The following is a 19,507-nucleotide window of genomic DNA, read 5'->3' on the forward strand; positions in this document are numbered from 1 at the left end:
CTGCTTGTGGTGTGATCCATGTTCAATATATTAAACTATGCTCCCGACGTGACCGCCGCAGACGATGCCGCGCTCATTGCAGGACATAGCCAGGTTAACAAGCTATACTCCTGCGTTTTTTATCTGTCTGATTTTGATGGAAACGCACCCGTGAGAGGATGCTACTGCGCGCCATGACACAATTTGCTTCTCCTGTTCTGCACACGCTGCTTGATACAGATGCCTACAAACTGCACATGCAGCAGGCTGTTTTTCACCACTACTATGATGTGCATGTGGCGGCTGAATTCCGCTGTCGTGGTGACGACCTGCTGGGCATTTATGCCGATGCGATCCGTGAGCAGGTTGACGCAATGCGTATGCTTAAACTGCAGGACGATGAATACCACTGGCTCTCCGGTCTGCCTTTCTTTAAACAGGATTATCTGGACTGGTTGCGCGACTTCCGTTACGACCCGCAGCAGGTGACGGTCAGTAACGATAACGGCAAGCTGAACATCCGCCTGTCCGGCCCATGGCGCGAAGTGATCATGTGGGAAGTGCCGCTACTGGCGGTGATAAGCGAGCTGGTGCATCGTTACCGTTCTGCGGAAACGGGCGTCTCCCGGGCGCTGGAAACCCTGGAACATAAGCTCGTTGATTTTGCCCATATGACGGCAGACCTCGACATTTCCGCGTTTCGTTTGATGGATTTTGGCACCCGCCGTCGCTTCTCCCGCGACGTCCAGCAGGCTATTGTGCAACGTCTGCAGCAAGAGCCGTGGTTTATCGGCACCAGCAACTACGACCTCGCCCGCCGTCTCTCCCTGACGCCGATGGGCACCCAGGCGCACGAATGGTTCCAGGCGCATCAGCAAATTAGCCCCGATCTGGCCACCAGCCAGCGGGCCGCGCTCGCCGCCTGGCTCGATGAGTATCCGGACCAACTGGGTATCGCCCTCACCGACTGTATCACCATGGATGCCTTCCTGCGCGATTTCGGACCAGAATTCGCCACCCGTTATCAGGGGCTGCGCCATGACTCTGGCGACCCGGTGGAATGGGGAGAAAAAGCCATCGCCCATTACCAGAAACTCGGCATCGACCCACTCAGCAAGGTGCTGGTTTTCTCTGACAATCTCGATTTAGCCAAAGCCGTCGATTTGTACCGCCACTTCTCCTCGCGGGTGAATCTGAGCTTCGGTATCGGCACGCGATTGACCTGCGATATCCCCCAGGTGAAACCGCTGAATATCGTCATTAAACTGGTGGAATGTAACGGCAAGCCGGTAGCGAAACTTTCCGACAGCCCCGGCAAAACCATCTGCCACGATAAGGCATTTGTTCGTGCGCTGCGTGAAGCCTTCGACCTGCCGCAGGTGAAAAAGGCCAGTTAAATGTCAGAAGGGAGCCCGCAGGCTCCCTTCTTCTTTATTTATTTATCATTTTCTCTCTGTTGAGCTGCGAAATCTACTTGTCTGATAGCGGATGACAGGTAACATAGATAACTCCCTTTTCGGGGAGAAATGACATTTTTATTGGACTACTACAGAGAGATTATTATGAGCGTTGTGCCTGTTGCCGACGTACTCCAGGGCCGCGTAGCCGTTGACAGCGAAGTCACCGTGCGCGGATGGGTACGTACCCGCCGAGATTCAAAAGCTGGTTTCTCCTTCGTTGCCGTCTATGACGGTTCCTGCTTTGATCCTGTACAGGCCGTCGTCAATAATTCTCTGCCCAATTACAATCAGGAAGTGCTGCGTCTGACGACCGGTTGCTCGGTGATCGTCACCGGCAAAGTGGTGGCGTCTCAGGGCCAGGGCCAGAGTTTTGAAATTCAGGCCAGCCACATTGAAGTCACCGGCTGGGTAGACGAGCCGGATACCTACCCGATGGCGGCAAAACGTCACAGCATCGAGTATCTGCGTGAAGTCGCGCATCTGCGTCCGCGCACGAACCTGATCGGTGCCGTTGCCCGCGTACGTCATACGCTGGCGCAGGCGCTGCATCGCTTCTTTGATGAGCAGGGCTTCTTCTGGGTATCTACGCCGCTTATCACTGCTTCTGATACCGAAGGCGCTGGCGAAATGTTCCGCGTGTCCACGCTGGATCTGGAAAACCTGCCGCGAGACGCTCAGGGCAAAGTGGATTACGACAAAGACTTCTTTGGCAAAGAATCCTTCCTGACCGTTTCCGGCCAGTTGAACGGCGAAACCTACGCCTGCGCGCTGTCAAAGGTGTATACCTTCGGCCCGACCTTCCGTGCTGAAAATTCCAACACCAGCCGCCACCTGGCGGAATTCTGGATGCTGGAGCCGGAAGTGGCGTTTGCTGATCTGGAAGACAACGCCCGCCTCGCAGAAGCCATGCTGAAATACGTCTTCAAAGCGGTGCTGGAAGAGCGTATGGACGACATGCAGTTCTTCGCTGAGCGCGTGGATAAAGACGCCATCGCGCGTCTGGAACGTTTTATCAGTGCTGACTTTGCTCAGGTGGATTACACCGATGCAGTCACCATTCTGGAAAACTGCGGCCAGTCGTTCGAAAACCCGGTTTACTGGGGGGTGGATCTGTCGTCTGAGCATGAACGCTATCTTGCTGAACAGCACTTTAAAGCGCCGGTGGTGGTGAAAAACTACCCGAAAGAGATCAAAGCGTTCTATATGCGTCTGAACGACGACAACAAAACCGTTGCCGCGATGGACGTGCTGGCGCCGGGCATCGGTGAAATCATCGGTGGCTCACAGCGTGAAGAACGTCTTGATGTGCTGGATGCGCGTATGGCCGAGATGGGGCTCAATAAAGAAGACTACTGGTGGTATCGCGATCTGCGTCGTTACGGCACCGTTCCGCATTCCGGTTTCGGTCTGGGCTTTGAGCGTCTCATTGCCTATGTCACCGGCGTGCAGAACGTCCGTGACGTTATTCCGTTCCCACGCACGCCGCGTAACGCGAGCTTCTGAGTTCATCAAACCGAAAGCCAGCTGCAAAGCTGGCTTTTTTGTCCCTCTGTCCCACTACTTTTCTCTTCTCAACGCCACCTGTTAAGTCGTGTAACATCTACGAACAAAAAATAACCATTTTTTGACTTGCCGATCAGACTATGCGCATCCCATAGCACAAATTTTAACCAAACCCAAAGCGGTATAGATGGCTGTTTGCCGGAAAAAGAAAAATCAGGATTCGTATCTTTTTCGCACTATTAAATGCGATTTCTGATTTTAATATAAGTTTTTCAGATAGATAGATAAGGAGTCGGAGAACTTTACAACACACTTCCCGGAACTTTGAGGTGGTTCACAAAGTTCCCTTAATTACACAAATTCTTACACATTATTTCTTTTTGTAACGTATTTAGGAGATTTGTAGCACTTTCAGGCTAGCGAAACGTTGTCATGAATGGAAATATTCGTCCTAGATACACAAAGACACCAAACTCTCATCAATAGTTCCGTAAATTTTCATTGACGGAATTTATTGGCGGCAGTGGCGAGTGTTAATAAAAAAACCTAATGAGGGTAATAAATAATGATGAAGCGCAATATCCTGGCAGTGGTTATCCCTGCCTTGTTAGTAGCTGGTGCGTCCAACGCAGCAGAAATCTATAACAAAAATGCCAACAAGCTGGATCTGTACGGCAAAGTAGTAGGTGAGCACGGCTTTGTTACCTCTGGTGACAACACCACTAACGGTGACCAGTCTTACGCTCAGATCGGTGTTAAAGGCGAAACCCAGATCAACGATCAACTGACCGGTTACGGCCAGTTCGAATATCGTATGCTGGCTGACCAGGCCGAAGGCTCCCAGGTTAACAAAACTCGTCTGGCTTTCGCTGGTCTGAAAATTGCTGACTTCGGTTCTATCGACTACGGTCGTAACTACGGCATCGTGTATGACGTAGAAGCTCTCACCGACGTAGCGCCGTCCTTCTCTGGCGAAACCTGGGCGGGCAGCACTGACAACTACATGAACAACCGTTCTACTGGCCTGCTGACCTATCGTAACAGCGATTTCTTCGGTCTGGTTGATGGTCTGAACTTCGGTATTCAGTATCAGGGTAAAAATGAGCGTGATAACCGCAAACAGTCAAACGGCGACGGCGTAGGTTACTCTCTGGGCTATGACTTCGGCGAAGGCTTTGGTGTGATTGCTGCGTACAGCAATGCTAACCGTACCATTAATAGTGATCCGGCTAAGAGCCAGAAAGCTGACGGTCGTGGTGACAAAGCTGAAGCATGGGCATTCGGTACCAAATACGATGCGAACAACATCTACCTGGCGGCGATCTATTCCGAAACCCGTAACCAGACTGCTACTACTTTAGAGGGTGTCTATGACATCGCTAACAAAACTCAGAACGTTGAAGTTGTAGCTCAGTACCAGTTCGACTTCGGTCTGCGTCCGTCCGTATCTTACGTACAGACTAAAGGTAAAGACCTGGTTGCTGCAGACGGTTCTTACTACGACCGCGACCTGGCTAAATACATCACCGTGGGTTCTTACTACTACTTCAACAAGAACTTCAACGTGTATGCTGACTACCGTATCAACCTGCTGGACAAAGAAGATGCTGACACCGCGCTGGTTGGTGTAGACGACCAGGTTGTCCTGGGTGTTGCATACCAGTTCTAATCAGTACGCCACTTTGTTATATGCTTAAAAAACAGGGCTTCGGCCCTGTTTTTTTATGTCCGGCAGTAAAAAATGGCGAGTTTTGCGAAGTCGCTCGCTTTTCGTCGCAAACGGTTGGCAATTTAGAAATCTCCCGTTAACCTGATATCGGAATTTCCTTCTGTAACCACAATGGAACCTCGTCATGTTTGAGAACATTACCGCTGCGCCTGCCGACCCTATTCTGGGGCTGGCTGATTTGTTTCGTGCCGATGATCGCCCGACCAAGATTAACCTTGGTATCGGTGTGTATAAAGATGAAACAGGGAAAACCCCGGTTCTTACCAGCGTAAAAAAAGCAGAACAGTACCTGCTGGAAAATGAAACCACCAAAAATTACCTCGGCATCGACGGTATTCCTGAGTTCGGCCGCTGCACCCAGGAACTGCTGTTCGGCAAAGGCAGCGCGTTGATTAACGACAAACGTGCACGCACAGCACAGACACCTGGCGGTACCGGTGCACTGCGTATCGCAGCAGATTTCATCGCGAAAAACACCAGCGCTAAACGCGTGTGGGTGAGCAATCCGAGCTGGCCAAACCATAAAGGCGTGTTTAATGCCGCCGGTCTGGAAGTGCGTGAATACGCATACTACGATGCGGCAAACCATGCGCTTGATTTTGACGGTCTGCTCTCCAGCCTGAGCGAAGCCCAGGCGGGCGACATTGTACTGTTCCACGGCTGCTGCCATAACCCGACCGGTATCGATCCGACGCTGGCGCAGTGGCAACAGCTGGCAACCCTGTCCGTAGAGAAAGGCTGGCTGCCGCTGTTCGACTTTGCCTATCAGGGTTTTGCCCGTGGCCTGGAAGAAGACGCGGAAGGCCTGCGCGCATTCGCAGCGCTGCATAAAGAGCTGATTGTTGCCAGCTCCTTCTCGAAAAACTTCGGCCTGTACAACGAGCGCGTCGGCGCCTGTACGATTGTCGCCGCCGACAGCGACGCTGCTGATCGCGCCTTCAGCCAGATGAAATCCGTGATCCGCGCTAACTATTCCAACCCGCCTGCTCATGGTGCTGCTGTGGTCGCGACCATTCTCAGCAACGACGCCCTGCGCGCTATCTGGGAACAGGAACTGACGGATATGCGCCAGCGCATTCAGCGCATGCGTCTGCTGTTCGTTAATACGTTGCAGGAGAAAGGTGCAGACCGTGATTTCAGCTTTATCACTAAGCAGAACGGCATGTTTTCTTTCAGCGGCCTGACCAAAGAGCAGGTGCTGCGTCTGCGTGAAGAGTTTGGGGTGTATGCGGTCGCGTCCGGGCGTATTAACGTCGCGGGGATGACGCCGGATAACATGGCGCCGCTGTGCGAAGCGATTGTCGCTGTGCTGTAAGCACACCATCATGATGAAAAAGGCCGCTTTCGCGGCCTTTTGACTTTTTACCAGACGGGCATTTCATCCTGCAGGAAGGGGTTGTGCAGGCGTTCCTCGCCGAGCGTCGACAGCGGACCGTGTCCGGGAATAAACGTGACATCATCGCCCAGCGGCAACAACTTGCGTTTAATCGCGTCGATCAGCTGGCTGTGGTCGCCACGCGGAAAATCACTGCGGCCAACACCGCCTTTGAAAATCACGTCGCCGGAAATTAACAGGCGAGACGCGTTATCAAAGAACACAACATGTCCCGGCGTATGCCCTGGGCAATGCAGCACCTGCAACGAGACGTTGCCGACGCTAACCGTATCCCCTTCGTTCAACCAGCGATCAGGCGTTAACGCCGGGCAGTCGCCCAGCCCGAACATTTTGCTCTGGGCGGGTAAACCCTGGAGCCAGAACTCATCTTCTTTTTCCGGACCGATCACCGGGATGCTGTAATGCTGAGCCAGTTCGCCCGCGGCGCCAACGTGATCAAGATGCCCGTGGGTCAGCAGAATCTGCATCAGGGTCACCTCTGCTGCCGCCACTTCCTGTTTGATTCGTTCTGCATCGCCACCCGGATCCACCAGCGCGGCCAGTTTCGTTTGTTCACACCAGATCAATGAACAGTTCTGGGAGAACGCCGTAACCGGAATAATTCGATAGTTCATGATGCTCCTGCTTCATTACCAGTGCCGAACCGGACCGGTATCAATATGCACAAAGTTGCTTCGAGGGTAATATCCTACACCACCTGCGCGCAGAGATAACGCCGCTTTGCGAATATTGCTTAAAGAGGTGCCTTCAATATGGAAATCCATGGCCTGGCCTTTGGTGTGGTAGCTCTGTTTCGCAACACCGCGGCTGTGGGCACGCATTTCATTGTTGGTATCCAGTGAACGGTAACCCGATATCAGTTGCACGGGTTTACGGGTGCCGAGCAGGCCCTGGAGACGGTAGAGCTGATCAAAGAGAGCAGGATCGATGGATCTCATTTTGTTCGCGCGGTAGTCACGGAAAAAATGATTAAGTTTTGCTAATTCTTCCTGAATATAGCCTCTGCCATCGAAAAACTCCGCTTTGATAGACTCGCCGGTATTCAGGTTACTCAGCGTCAAAATTCGCGGTCTGGGGGTCGAGAGGGTCGCAAATGCGGGTGTGGGTAAGATGGCCGCCGCGCCTAAGGCAACGCCACCTAACGCCAGCAATTTGCGGCGATTAGCGTCAAATTTGTCCATGATAATCAGGTCTACAGGTAAAGTGATCGTTATTTATGCACTTCTGGCGCACGTAGGGGAACCTTACCTGGCAATACTACTGCCGTCAAGGCACCCTATCCCAGGAAAAACAGCCCTTTTTAACTTCCGGGCCCGCTTTCCCTGTTTCATACGACACCGAAATAGCCTGAACTACTTCATTCACCTGATTAATTGTTCTGCTTTTGACAGAATTTGTGCGCCAGATCGCGCCGTGAGATCATAATTGTAAATATCTGTACGATATTGCATGCGCCCGTCGGTACCGACAAAGGCGGTCAGATAGTAGAGATTCACCGGGATATTCTCGCGAATGTTTACGTAGCGCGTATCGCCCTGCTTCAGCGCATCCGAGATCCGCGTATCGTTCCAGCCCGCATCCTGCAACAACATATTTGCCAGCTCAGAGGCTTTATTCACGCGTACACAGCCTGAGCTCAACGCACGCACATCTTTCTGGAACAGGTTGTGGTTAGGCGTGTCGTGAAGATAGATAGCGTCAGAGCTCGGCATATTGAACTTATAACGCCCCAGTGAATTGCTGGCCCCCGGTGCCTGCTGGAAACGGAACGGCAGATTCGATGGCGTAATTGTCGACCAGTCCACCATCCACGGATCTATCGTCTCTTTGCTGTTCCAGCCACGAAGCACGGTGTAGTTATGACGCTCAAGGTAACCTGGATCATTCCACACTTTTGGCAGGATATCTTTGCGCGCCAGCGTAGGCGGCACGTTCCATGGCGGATTGACCACCACATTATTCAGCGCGCTACTCATCATCGGCGTTTTCCGGTCCGGGCGACCCACGATAACGCGTGAGGAGAGTACCTGATCGCCATTCTGATAATACACCAGCGAGAACGCCGGAATGTTCACCATGATACCGGTAGAAAGCTTGCCTGGCAGCAAACGTAACCGCTGAATATTCAGCGCCAGCACCCCTGCCCGCTGCGCCGACGAGACGTTCAGCCAGCTACGCGTGCCCTGACCAATGACGCCATCAGCAGCCAGCCCTTGCCAGGTCTGAAAGCGCTTCACGGCATCGACCAGCTCCCGGTCATAGACCTGAGATTCTGCTTTAGCTTTACCCGCTGGTTGCTCTGACGGGCTTACCACTGCGTTATCGCCAGGCAACGCGATATCCGGCGTGGTTTCAAGCATGCCAGTACGGCGCATAATTTCACGCAGCGCGGGAACATCTTTGCTCCGCTGACCGGGGCTCAGCTTAGCGGTGGAGGTCAGTTCTGGCCACGGACGGGAGTCCGCTACCAGCGCCAGCAGCGCCTGATGCATTGCGGCATATTGCGGGTGTTGCGGGGCGAGTTCAGCCAGAAATTGCGGCAGCGCGCCGTTATCCAGCGCCACCTGCCATTGATTGATAACCGACAACGGTGGTGTCGCCAGCGTGTACGGTTTCGAACTGTATAACCAGCGGTTGCCCTGAAGAGGAATATTACTGATGAAATGCAGGTAGCCCATCATCGCGTCTGACAGCACGATATCGCGCGCGTCGCCGCTGACGGCAGGATCCGTCAGCAGTTCGACCCAGGTGGTGAATTGCGGTTGAAACCCGGCAATGGCGACTTCTGCGAGCTGTTGCTGAAAAGCCTGCACCGCATCGCGGTTTTCCCACATCGGTTTCATGTCGCGGGCGGCATACATCGCCGTCAGCGCATTCATATACACCGGTTTGTAGCCCGCAGGCAGCAGCGACTGGAACTGGCTACGCGCTTTTTCAGCCGCACCTTCCGGTAGCGGTTTGAATCCCGCCATCATCGCAACCGTGTCAGATTCCGTTCCCGGCAGCGCCAGCGCTGTCGCGTTTTCACCCATCGTCGCGGTACTGTCCGTCGGCACCAGTTCAGGCTCATCGGCCTGTACACTGAACAGTGGAGCAAATGCGAAAGCCAGACACACACTCAATGCTGACAATCGACGATATACGGCATTCTTAAGCAACATCCCTTGCCCCCTGTTGACATTGCAGTCCTCTCAAACGGACCTTACTCTCAGTATATAAAGACAAAAATTCTTTTGCCTGACCAAACGTAAAGAAGTTTAAAGATAATACTATATTCCTCAGCTGAACCCGATAACAAAAAGGGCGACACGCGTGTCGCCCTTGCATTTTCAGATTCTCTTTCTAAGAAGCATCTGCCGTTCCCGGCAAGGTCTCCGGCAACTGTGCCGCGAAGCCGCGCAGACCTACAACGTGAACATGCTCGTGGTTCTGGAACACCTTACGCACCAGTTTGTAGGTGGTGCCTTTTTCCGGACTGATGTTTTCCGGTGCCGCGATGATCAGCTGCATTTCAAGGCGTTCGCACAACTCGAACAGCGTGGCGATCGAGCGGGCATCCAGACGTGCTGCTTCATCAAGGAACAGCAGGCGGCACGGTGAAATATCCTTACCGCGCAGACGACGCGCTTCATCTTCCCAGCTCTGCACCACCATCACCAGGATAGACATACCGGTACCGATCGCCTCCCCTGTCGACAGCGCGCCAGACTCCGCACGCAGCCAGCCATCGGATCCACGGTTGACCTCCACTTCCATTTCGAGATAGCTGCGGTAATCCAGCAGTTCTTCACCGATGGTCTGCGGCGTACGTTGCCCCATGTCGATTTGCGGGTTCAGACGCTGATAGAGTTTCGCCAGTGCCTCAGAGAACGTCAGACGGGTACTGTTAAACAAATCCTGATGCTGTTCGTGCTGTTCAGACAGCACTTCCAGCAGCGTGGCATGCGTTTCACGCACGTTCACATTGAGGCGTACGCTGTTTACCTGACCGAAGGAGACGTTCTGCAGCCCCTGGTTGAGCATACGAATCCGGTTCTGCTCGCGCTGAATAGTTTTGCGGATGATATTCGACACGCTGCGGGAGCTTATCGCCAGCTTTTGCTCGCGCGACGTCAGTTCTTCCGTCAGACGCCCCAGCTCGATTTCCATTTGTTCAATGGCTTCCACCGGATCATCGGTACGAATAATATCCTGACGAATACGCTCACGCAGATGCTGATAAACAGCCACGAAGAACTGAATTTTACGCTCCGGCCGTTTCGGATCTTCCGACATGCGCAGCACGTCGCGCAGATGTTCGTTATCCGCCACTGCCAGACGCAGCGCACCGAGCGCTTTATCCGACATCGAACGCAGCTCATCGCCAGAGAGATAGGCCAGCTCGCGACGATGCAGACGGCGCTCGACGTTATTGTCTTTCACCAGACGCATCACTGCGCACCAGCCCGCTTTCGCGCTCACCACCTGCTCGCGCATTTCGAGATAGTTACGCTCCAGACTCCGCAGCTTGCGAGTCAGGTTGTCCATTTCCGCTTCACAGAAGGTCAGCGCTTTTTCCAGCTGATTACGTCGCGCACGGTTATTGCTGAGCTGTGTATGGAGTTCATCCCGACGCTGGCGGGCGCGCTCTTCTGCACCGCTGTCGGCACGGACACCGATATCCTGAAGTTCGCGGTGCAGATCACTCAACAGCTCTTTCTTGGTATCGTACGAACTCTTCAGCGACGCCATCACCTGGCTGTATTGACTGAGCTGTGCGGCATGAGTACGCATCGCCTCGCGGGCGCGGGTACGTTCTGCTTCAGCCTGTTCCAGACGCTGGCGCAGTTTTTCGTTGAGATCACTATTGCCACTCAGCATCTCTGCGGAGTCGGAGTAGCTGAAGTGGGCGCGACGCTGCACCACTTCGGTCAGTGCGAATGCCTGCTGACGCGCCTCGCGCTGCACCTGCTGCGAGTAAGCGTAATCTTCGCGCAGTTGTTCGAATTGTTCCGGGTCGCTCTGCAGTACCGACGCGATCGGCTCCAGCTTCGCCAGTTGATTGCCGAACTGCTGAATAAAGCGTGCGGCGTCCTGTGCTTCATCCAGGCGTTCCTGAATCTCACCGACGCGATCAGCCAGGGTTTCATCCGCCAGCAGATTCAGGCGTGGCAACAGGCGGTTCAACTGGGCTACGCCCTCTTTCGCCTGCTCGAACTGCGCCCGGCTCTGCTGGTTATCGCTTTCATGCGCGCTAAGTGCACGCTCCAGTTCGCCGCGACGGCCGTTCAGCTTGCGAATTTCCGCTTCCGGATCATCATCAAACGCCACCGCCAGATGGCTGCCGATAAAGCGGCTGAAAGCCTGATGCAGACGCTGCGTTTTCTGCACGTCGAAGGAGAGAGTCGCGAAGCGCTCGGCAAGATCTTCACGCTCGGCATGTAAAGCTTCGATGCGGCTCTCACGCGCGGCACGGCCAAACAGCGGTACCGACGGGAAGCGGGAATAACGCCACTGGCGATCGGCGATTTTCACCACTACCGCTTTTTCCAGTTCATCGACGCTGAATACGCTGTCATCAAAAGACTGCGGGTCGCCTTCGATCAGATAGAGATCTTCCGGGCAGTCTTCAAGACCTTCCAGTTGTTCGGCAATCAACGACAGATCGGGTACCACGATGGCGTGACGCGACGGACCATACAATGCCGAGAAGTACGGTGCATCGTCGAGGCTGACGTCATCGTAAATTTCCGACAGCAACACGCCACCAAAACGTTCAGCCAGTGCATTAAGACGCTGATCTTCAGAACCGCCCGGCTGGCTTAAACGTTCGATCTCTTCATCAACCGCCCGCTTACGTGCGCCGACTTCATCACGTTCAACAATCGCTTCACGCTCACGCTCCAGCAACTGTTGCAGATATTCGGTCACGTCCTGGCTGGATTCGAACTGCTCACCGCTCTGTTCACACAGTTGTGACAGGCTGCTTTGCGCCTGTAACCAGACGGGCGCACGCTGCGTCAGCACCTGAATGCGGCTCTGAAGCTGTTCCAGCTCCTGACGCAACTCCATGCGTTTTTCGCTGGCGTTTGAAACGCTTTCGGAAAGCGATTCAATGCGTTCTTCCAGTTCCTGATGCAGCGTTTCCAGTTCGTCCGCATCGTACTGTTTGCCCTGCCGCTTGCAGAATTCCGCCAACAAGCGTTCAGCGTCCTGTTGTTCGCGCAGCCGCTGCTCCAGCTCGTTCAGGCGACCACGCAGGGCATTTGCCTGCTCCGCCAGATGGCGCTGGTTGACGCCGTCACGTAACAGCTCACGGGCCACATCCCAGGCTTCATCACGGGCAACCGGACCGTTAATTGCTGTCACCAGCTGATAAGCCTGTTCAAACTGGCTGTGTGCGGTTTGCGCTACGCTCATTTTCTGATCGAGCGACAATAGTTTTTCTGTGGCTTCCTGCTCTTTCGCCTGGAAGGTTTCCAGCCACTCATCCGCGCTGTCAGGGGTCAGATCAGGCAGATGGCACAATTCTTTGGCGCGGGTCAGCGCCTGCAACGCCTGGGTGTACTGGATCGCGCGGGTCTGCTGAACATCCAGCGCCTGCTGGTAGTCGGCAAGCTGGCTTTTCAGCTCATCCACTTCCAGCTCAGCAGCTTCGGCACGCGCTTCGTTGTCTTCCTGTTGTTCGGTCGCTTCGGCCACCACTTCGTTCTGCTCTTCCAGGCGGATTTGCAGTTCTTCGAGATCAGCTTCGTAGCGTTCAATTTTCTCCTGTTGACGCAGCGCGGTTTGCACCAGGTTCAGGTGATCGCTGGCGGCCTGGTAATCGGCTTCCAGATCGCCTTCTGCACCGCTGTGCTCCTGTAATTCACGCGCCATGTCCACGTGTTTATACTGCTCAGACGCCAGTTGCTGGCGGGAGCTGAACAGTTCACGACGGAATTCGAGAGCCTTATCAAGGTGGATGCGGCGTTCGTTGGCGTGACGCATATAGTCCGCCGCCACATAATCGGTTGCTTCAGATATCAGGTGCTTGAACAGGTCACGGTCAGACTGGGTAACACGAATGGCTTCCAGCGTCATACGGTTTTCACGCAACGCGGCTTCCATGTCCTGGAAAGCCTTACGTACGCCGCTGTTTTCTGGCAGCAGGTAATCGCGCAGCGAGCGCGTGATGGCGCTGGAGATACCGCCGTACAGCGAGGCTTCAATCAGACGGTAGAATTTACTACGGTCTGAAGCCGAACGCAGACGACGCGCGACAATGCCAAGATCAAACATCAGCGAGTGATAGTCGGTGATGGAGTTGAACTGCTTGAACTGGACGCCTTCCATCGCGTCAAGCTTATCTTTCAGCTCCTGAAGCGAGAGTACGCGCGCCTGGCGCTCATTGAGCGTTTCAGTAAGCAACTGCGTCGGCTGCACAGACGTCGGCAGTCCCTGAATAGCGAAGGGTTTGATATCCACTTTACGGTCGCGCCCGGCAATCTGTTGCAGACGCACGCCGACCACCACACGCTGATGACGGGAATTGATGACATCCAGCACCGAGTAGCAGACGCCCGCTCTCAGCTTACCGTGCAGGCCTTTATCGCGCGAGCCGCTGGTCGCCCCGGCTTCCGTGGTGTTACGAAAGTGCAACAGCGTTAAGTCGGGGATCAACGCCGTGACGAACGCCGCCATGGTGGTGGATTTCCCGGCCCCGTTACCGCCTGACAGCGTGGTGACCAGTTCATCGAGATCGAAGGTACGGGCAAAAAAGCCGTTCCAGTTAATCAGCGTTAGCGACCGAAACTTACCACGTTCAATCATTATTCTTCCTCCCCGCTATCCGGCTGATTATCTTCTTCCGTCTCATCATTGAGTTGCAGATGGTTTTCAATCGACATCGCTTCGCCGTCGCGGATCATACGCAGCTGCGCTTCACGCGGATCATCGCCTGAGCGAACGTCAGCGCCGAAACGGAAGACCGATTCGGTAATGCGGAATTTGCTGCTGTCGTGCCCCATAAACCACACCATGCCGAGACGACGCAGACGGTTCAGCGACGAGCGCACTTTTTCCTGCAGTTTTTGCCGGTCGAGATCAGAGCCTGTCGAACGGTTGTTGACCAGCTTCAGGAGTTTGGGTTCATCGGCCAGCGTCAGTAGTTCGTCGTAAAGTTCCTGCTGCGTGAAAATGCCTTCATTCGCCAGACGTTCCGGGCTGAGGTACAGGTAGCAGAGAATTTTGCCGACCATCATGTCCAGTTCAGAAAGCACTGAACGCGGAATGATAGTGGTTGAGCGTGGACGCAGGTAGAAAAATCCTTCCGGCGCGCGGATTAGCTCAACGTTGTAGCGGGCATAAAACTCTTCCAGATATTCCTGAAAGTCCATCAGATAGGCATGATTATCCAGCTCATCAAGACCTATATGACGCCCCGCGCGCAGAGCGCTGTCGAGGGCAGGAAATAACGGGTTGGCCAGCGCCTGCGCCAGCTTAACTGGCATCACTTGTTCAATATTTGTCGATGACATGCGCCTGTACCTTGGCTCCGTAATCATTAATCGGCTGCCACTTCGGTGGCAGTCCGGTGAAATCTGCTTGTGCAACACCCAGGCGCACGGCCTGGTCAACGACAATCCGCGCCACATCGAAATGACGCGCACGCGGATATTGCACGAGGTATTCGCGCACCACGAGACCGAGATCCAGCGGCAGAGATTTATCTTTGTAGATGACCAGTTGTTGCTCGATCATCGCCGCAAGCTGTTCGCGGATCTCGTTAAATTCTTCGTACTCCAGATCCGGCGGAAGTTCCCCGGTGACTTCTTCGTCGCGCAACGCCATCTCTTCGTCACGCATGTCCAGCAGACGATCGGCGCTGGCGTAGGTTAACGCCCAGGGCGCATCAAAGTAGCTTTGTACCGACTGGCGAAGACGCTGGGCAAACACACGGTTTTTATCCATGTCGATGGCGGTACGGATAAATTTGTGCACGTGGCGGTCGTAGCCAATCCACAGGTCGATGGCCTGTTGTCCCCAACTGACAATGCGGTCAAGTTTGCTTTGCAAATCAAATACCAGCCGATCGACAAAGTGCAGATCGTCATGCGCAAGCGTGGCATCCTGTATGCGCAGCAGGTTCGCCTGCAGCTTATCGCCTGCCGCATCCAGCGTATCCTGCAATTCGCGCAACGTGCCGGAGGTTTCAGACAGCAGCACTTCGCAACTGGAGATCGCCGCGCGCCAGTCTTTGTTCAGCAACTGGGCGATATCATCTTTCACCTGCTGTTGTTGCTCATCCATCACCCGTTGGGTGAGATCAATACTGTCGAAAATCTCCGCTACGGAATATTTCAACGGCGCATAGACGTTGCGATGCCAGTGGAATTCGTCGCCACCTTCGTCTGCGGCGTCAGCGGCGCGCTTGAGTTCGCCCGCAACAATAGACAGCTGCATCGAGAGGCGCAGCGTCGAGAATTCGCGCTGGCGAATGTAGTAGTCGGTAATACCGATGCCAAGCGGCGTCAGGCGATAAATCGCATTCCCTTCCGCCAGTTCACTGGTAAAGCGGTTCAGCAGACGTTGTCGAACCATGTCGTTGATCGCGTTGTTGGCGCGAACGCTGATGGTTTCACTGGTTTGCTCAAACGCATCACTCACGTGACGAAATGCATCGACCAGCTCGCCTTCTGTCATCTCCCCTTCCAGCCGCTCGCCGTTTAACGTGGCGACGGCCAGCAAAAACGAGAGTCTGTCGACCGGCAGCGAAATGGCGAAATCATTTTTTCTGGCCCAGGCAACCAGTTCGGGGACTGTCTGGGAAAATTCACTCATCATTTTTCCTTGTATCTACCAGCGGCTTCATCGCGGTGACATGAATATAGCGGCCCAGGCTGATATAAGGTTCCTGGCGGCAATAGCGCGTTTCCAGTTCCAGCAACGTATCGAAACAATCGCGCTGCTGATGTTTTTCGCGCAGATAATCATGAAACACTCGCACACCGGTTTTTCCGGTAATCTGCCAGCCTGTCTCTTCCAGCCAGTCATAAACCTGTTGCGGTTCGCGCGGGTAATCCGGCGAAAGTGTACGCTTTTTCTTCTTCGGCATGCCTGCCTGTACGTAATCAAAATTCCCGGCGACCATGTTATGCATCAACAGGCCGTTAGCATTGTAGAACATTAACGACAATGCCCCACCGGGGCGCAACACCGACCACAGCGCCTGTAACACCACTTGTGGAGAAGCAACCCACTCCAGCACAGCATGAAACAATATCAGATCAACCGGGCTTTCCAAATGCTGCGTAATGTCCTGAACGGCGCATTGTTTAAAATGCATGTTGCCGCTCACACCTTTCTCGGTTGCTACTTGCGTCGCCCGGTTAATCATCTCACCCGAAATATCGCATAAGGTGACATGATGGCCGCGCTGCGCCATTTTAATCGCGGTCTGGCCCTCTCCGCCACCGGCATCCAGAACACGCAACGGCTGAGAGCCAAAAGATTCCAGAAGGCGGTCGAGATCCTGCCACAGGATCGCCTGACGCAACTGGCCTTTGGTCGTTCCGTAAATGTTACGCGCGAATTTTTCTGCAATGTCATCAAAATTGCGATCCCGCATGGCTCACTCCGCGATCCAGGCAAAAGGCGTATTTTGTCACAGACGCGACGAGAATGGAGCCATCTGGTGTAATATCACGGCATTCCATCTGTTAAATGGTTAAAAAAGGACCCATTCCGCATGCTTTTTACGCTGAAAAAGTTTGTCGGTGGCATGATGTTACCTTTGCCGCTGCTGCTCATGTTTATTGGCTTCGGACTGTTGCTGATCATTTTCAGCCGTTTTCAGAAAACCGGTAAAGGTTTTATTGCCATTGGCTGGCTCGCCTTGTTGTTGCTGAGCCTGCAACCCGTCGCCGACGGGCTCCTGAAATCGGTCGAAGATAAATACCCGACCTGGCGTGGCAGCGAGCGCGTGCAGTACGTAGTGGTACTGGGCGGAGGTTATACCTGGAACCCGGACTGGGCACCAAGCTCAAACCTTATCAACAACAGTCTCCCGCGTCTGGCGGAAGGCATTCGTTTGTGGCAGGCCAACCCCGGCGCGAAGCTGGTCTTTACTGGCGCCGCCGCGCAAACCAACCCGGTCAGCACCGGGGAAGCTGGCGCCCGCGTCGCCGAAAGCCTCGGGGTGCCGCGCAGTGAAATTATCGTGCTGGACAGTCCCAAAGACACCGAAGAAGAAGCCGCTGCGGTCAAAGCGACCGTGGGCACAGCCCCATTCCTGCTGGTGACATCCGCCTCGCATCTGCCGCGCGCGATGATTTTCTTCCAGCATGTTGGGCTTAACCCCCTTCCCGCTCCCGCGAATCAGCTGGCCATTACATCGCCGTTGAATCCCTGGGAACGGGTCATTCCGTCGCCGATCTGGCTGATGCACAGCGATCGCGTGGGTTATGAAACGCTCGGTCGTGTGTGGCAATGGCTGAAAGGCGTGTCAGGAGAGCCAGGGGAGGAGTGATTTTGCGGCCAGGTCAAAACTGGCGCGGTTAAATCGCCCGGTGTTGACCAGTTGTGAAACTTCATCCCACAGCATATAGAGCCAGCGCCGCCAGATAAACGCTTCGGCCACCGGTGCGCGTCGGAGATAATGCCACAGCAACCCTTCCGCCAGTTCGCTGTCAGCAAGGCGGAACAGTTCAAACTCCCGGGGCGCCCACAGCATGATCCCCGGGTCAACCATCGCCAGCAGTTGATCGCTGCGGGCATCTTTTAGCATACTGCGCAACGTAAAATTGCCGTGGATCAGCACACAATTGTCGTTAAAACCGTCAAACAGCGCAGGCAGACACTCCCGGGTGCGAAACAGAATACGCTTATCCTGCATGGTGAGGCCGGTGTTCTGATACAGATTCAGCGTTCCCCATAGCACCTCTACCCGCTGGCGGTACCAGTGCGGCCAGATGTTTTCCTGGGTGCTGTCTACCTGGCCGACGCGTCCGCCACTGTCATGGCGATGCCAGGAGAGCAGCGCTTCGGCTATCTGGTCCTTCAGTTGTTCCCAGCGTTCCGGGGTTCTGGCAGGTGCCTCAACCGAGACACCGCGCAGGCGTTCAATGAGCAGGACATCAGGGCCGGGATGTTCTTCGTGCGTCAGCACACCATACACCACCGGCATACGCACCGTGCCGCCGCGTGACAGCATTGAGACTTTATACGCCAGTTGACGCGCCAGACCCGGCGTGGAGAAACTTCGTGCCAGCAGTGGTAAGGGATTTCCCTGAGAATCATAGAGCGCCCACAGTGCCGAATCTGGTTTTTCGCTAACGCATTCTACCCGGCTTAGTCTTTCACCCAGCAGATGGCTCAGTTCGGCGCGCAGTTGTTCCATAGCGGATTACCCTCACATTGACTACTGCTTTTATAATGAGCGCCGCAAGGGGATATGTCACCCTGATAAGATCAAAAGTGCCGCAGAAAAGTGAGGAAAAACGAGGCGGTAGCGGTTGCCCCGGGGCTTTCGGGGCAACAATGGTTAGCGCAGTTCGGCACGTACGCGTTCAAGATCTTCCGGGGTATCCACACCCGTGCCTGGCACCTGTTTCGCCACAGCAACATGGATTTTTTCGCCGTACCAGAGCACGCGTAACTGTTCCAGCATCTCTATTTGTTCAAGCGGGCTCGGCGTCCAGCTGACATAGCGGCGAATAAAACCGGCGCGATAGCCGTAAATGCCGATGTGGCGCAACAGCGTGTCACCGATAGTGTCGCGGCTTTTCGCAAAACGGTCGCGATCCCAGGGAATGGTGGCGCGGGAAAAATAAAGTGCGTAGCCATTAGCATCCATGACCACTTTGACGGCGTTCGGGTTGAATGCTTCTTCCGCGTCATGGATGGGCACCGCCAGGGTCGCCATACCGGCGTGGCTGCTGGCGAGATTCTCCGCTACCTGACGAATGATAACCGCCGGGATCATCGGCTCATCACCCTGAACATTAACAATCACGGTATCGTCGCTGAAGCCGCATTTCTCTACCACTTCGGCCAGACGCTCGGTACCGGACTGATGATCAGCACGCGTCATGCACACTTCCCCACCAGCGGCTTCCACAGCGCGAGCAACTTCTGGGTGATCGGTCGCCACGATGATCCGCTCAGCACCTGATTCGCGCGCGCGTTCCAGCACATGCACAATCATCGGTTTGCCGTTGATATCCTGCAGCGGCTTCCCGGGCAGACGGGTTGAGGCAAAGCGGGCGGGAATAATAACGACAAAACTCATGGATGGCTCTCTTCCGCAGGTAAGGTACGCGCTTCGTTTTCCAGTAATACCGGAATACCTTCGCGTAGCGGGAACGCCAGGTTGTCAGTTTTACAAATCAGTTCCTGCTTGTCCTGGCTGTAATAGAGCTTTCCGGTGCAGACCGGACAGGCAATAATTTCAAGTAAACGGTGATCCATACTTCCTCCAGA

At 54.5% G+C, this 19,507-nt stretch carries 15 protein-coding genes; 5 read left to right on the top strand and 10 right to left on the bottom strand.

The window, feature by feature from the left end:
• The first annotated feature begins 173 nt into the window (after window positions 1-173).
• The 4 genes from pncB (at window position 174) to GTGU_RS05150 (ending at window position 5,986) form a co-directional block, all read left to right on the top strand.
• Entirely contained in the window at window positions 174-1,376 is a 1,203-nt protein-coding gene (gene pncB, locus GTGU_RS05135; protein WP_038154801.1) for a nicotinate phosphoribosyltransferase, read from the top strand.
• Between the two features lie 165 nt (window positions 1,377-1,541).
• Entirely contained in the window at window positions 1,542-2,942 is a 1,401-nt protein-coding gene (gene asnS, locus GTGU_RS05140) for an asparagine--tRNA ligase (protein ID WP_038154663.1), read from the top strand.
• A gap of 565 nt (window positions 2,943-3,507) precedes the next feature.
• Window positions 3,508-4,611 (top strand): porin, encoded by a 1,104-nt coding sequence (locus GTGU_RS05145; RefSeq protein WP_038154665.1) that lies wholly within the window; start codon window positions 3,508-3,510, stop codon window positions 4,609-4,611.
• 184 nt (window positions 4,612-4,795) lie between these two features.
• Window positions 4,796-5,986: an amino acid aminotransferase gene (locus GTGU_RS05150; protein ID WP_038154666.1), complete on the top strand. Its 1,191-nt coding sequence runs from the start codon at window positions 4,796-4,798 to the stop codon at window positions 5,984-5,986.
• Window positions 5,987-6,033: 47 nt separating this feature from the next.
• On the opposite strand, the gene GTGU_RS05155 is transcribed toward GTGU_RS05150, so the two are convergent.
• From GTGU_RS05155 to cmoM, 7 genes are all read right to left on the bottom strand, one after another.
• Window positions 6,034-6,681: an MBL fold metallo-hydrolase gene (locus tag GTGU_RS05155; RefSeq protein WP_038154667.1), complete on the bottom strand. Its 648-nt coding sequence runs from the start codon at window positions 6,679-6,681 to the stop codon at window positions 6,034-6,036.
• Window positions 6,682-6,696: 15 nt separating this feature from the next.
• Complete coding sequence (gene mepK, locus GTGU_RS05160; protein WP_038154669.1) at window positions 6,697-7,248, bottom strand: peptidoglycan L,D-endopeptidase MepK; 552 nt, start codon at window positions 7,246-7,248, stop codon at window positions 6,697-6,699.
• A gap of 180 nt (window positions 7,249-7,428) precedes the next feature.
• Complete coding sequence (ldtD, locus tag GTGU_RS05165) at window positions 7,429-9,228, bottom strand: L,D-transpeptidase (RefSeq protein ID WP_072011912.1); 1,800 nt, start codon at window positions 9,226-9,228, stop codon at window positions 7,429-7,431.
• A gap of 181 nt (window positions 9,229-9,409) precedes the next feature.
• Window positions 9,410-13,858, bottom strand: coding sequence for a chromosome partition protein MukB (mukB, locus tag GTGU_RS05170; protein WP_038154671.1), 4,449 nt, complete (start codon window positions 13,856-13,858; stop codon window positions 9,410-9,412).
• Window positions 13,858-14,565 (bottom strand): chromosome partition protein MukE, encoded by a 708-nt coding sequence (gene mukE / locus GTGU_RS05175; RefSeq protein WP_038154673.1) that lies wholly within the window; start codon window positions 14,563-14,565, stop codon window positions 13,858-13,860. Before mukE ends, mukB begins: the two co-directional genes overlap by 1 nt.
• The gene (mukF, locus tag GTGU_RS05180; protein WP_038154675.1) at window positions 14,546-15,868 is read right to left on the bottom strand and encodes a chromosome partition protein MukF; all 1,323 of its coding nucleotides are present in this window, start codon (window positions 15,866-15,868) and stop codon (window positions 14,546-14,548) included. Before mukF ends, mukE begins: the two co-directional genes overlap by 20 nt.
• On the bottom strand, window positions 15,861-16,655 hold the full coding sequence (gene cmoM, locus GTGU_RS05185) for a tRNA uridine 5-oxyacetic acid(34) methyltransferase CmoM (protein ID WP_038154677.1): 795 nt from the start codon (window positions 16,653-16,655) through the stop codon (window positions 15,861-15,863). The genes mukF and cmoM overlap by 8 nt, the downstream gene beginning before the upstream one ends.
• 120 nt (window positions 16,656-16,775) lie before the next feature.
• Between cmoM and elyC the strand changes: the two genes are divergently transcribed.
• Complete coding sequence (gene elyC / locus GTGU_RS05190; RefSeq protein WP_038154678.1) at window positions 16,776-17,555, top strand: envelope biogenesis factor ElyC; 780 nt, start codon at window positions 16,776-16,778, stop codon at window positions 17,553-17,555.
• Here elyC and GTGU_RS05195 read toward each other — a convergent pair.
• The 3 genes from GTGU_RS05195 to GTGU_RS05205 all read right to left on the bottom strand — a co-directional run bounded on the left by GTGU_RS05195 (window position 17,532) and on the right by GTGU_RS05205 (window position 19,495).
• Window positions 17,532-18,425, bottom strand: a complete 894-nt coding sequence (locus GTGU_RS05195) for a YcbJ family phosphotransferase (protein WP_038154680.1) — start codon at window positions 18,423-18,425, stop codon at window positions 17,532-17,534. The genes elyC and GTGU_RS05195 overlap by 24 nt on opposite strands.
• Window positions 18,426-18,569: 144 nt before the next feature.
• Complete coding sequence (gene kdsB, locus GTGU_RS05200) at window positions 18,570-19,316, bottom strand: 3-deoxy-manno-octulosonate cytidylyltransferase (protein WP_038154681.1); 747 nt, start codon at window positions 19,314-19,316, stop codon at window positions 18,570-18,572.
• Window positions 19,313-19,495 (bottom strand): Trm112 family protein, encoded by a 183-nt coding sequence (locus GTGU_RS05205; RefSeq protein WP_038154683.1) that lies wholly within the window; start codon window positions 19,493-19,495, stop codon window positions 19,313-19,315. The genes kdsB and GTGU_RS05205 overlap by 4 nt, the downstream gene beginning before the upstream one ends.
• Window positions 19,496-19,507 lie beyond the last annotated feature (12 nt).

The organism is Trabulsiella guamensis ATCC 49490, assembly GCF_000734965.1.
Taxonomy (GTDB): Bacteria; Pseudomonadota; Gammaproteobacteria; order Enterobacterales; family Enterobacteriaceae; genus Trabulsiella; species Trabulsiella guamensis.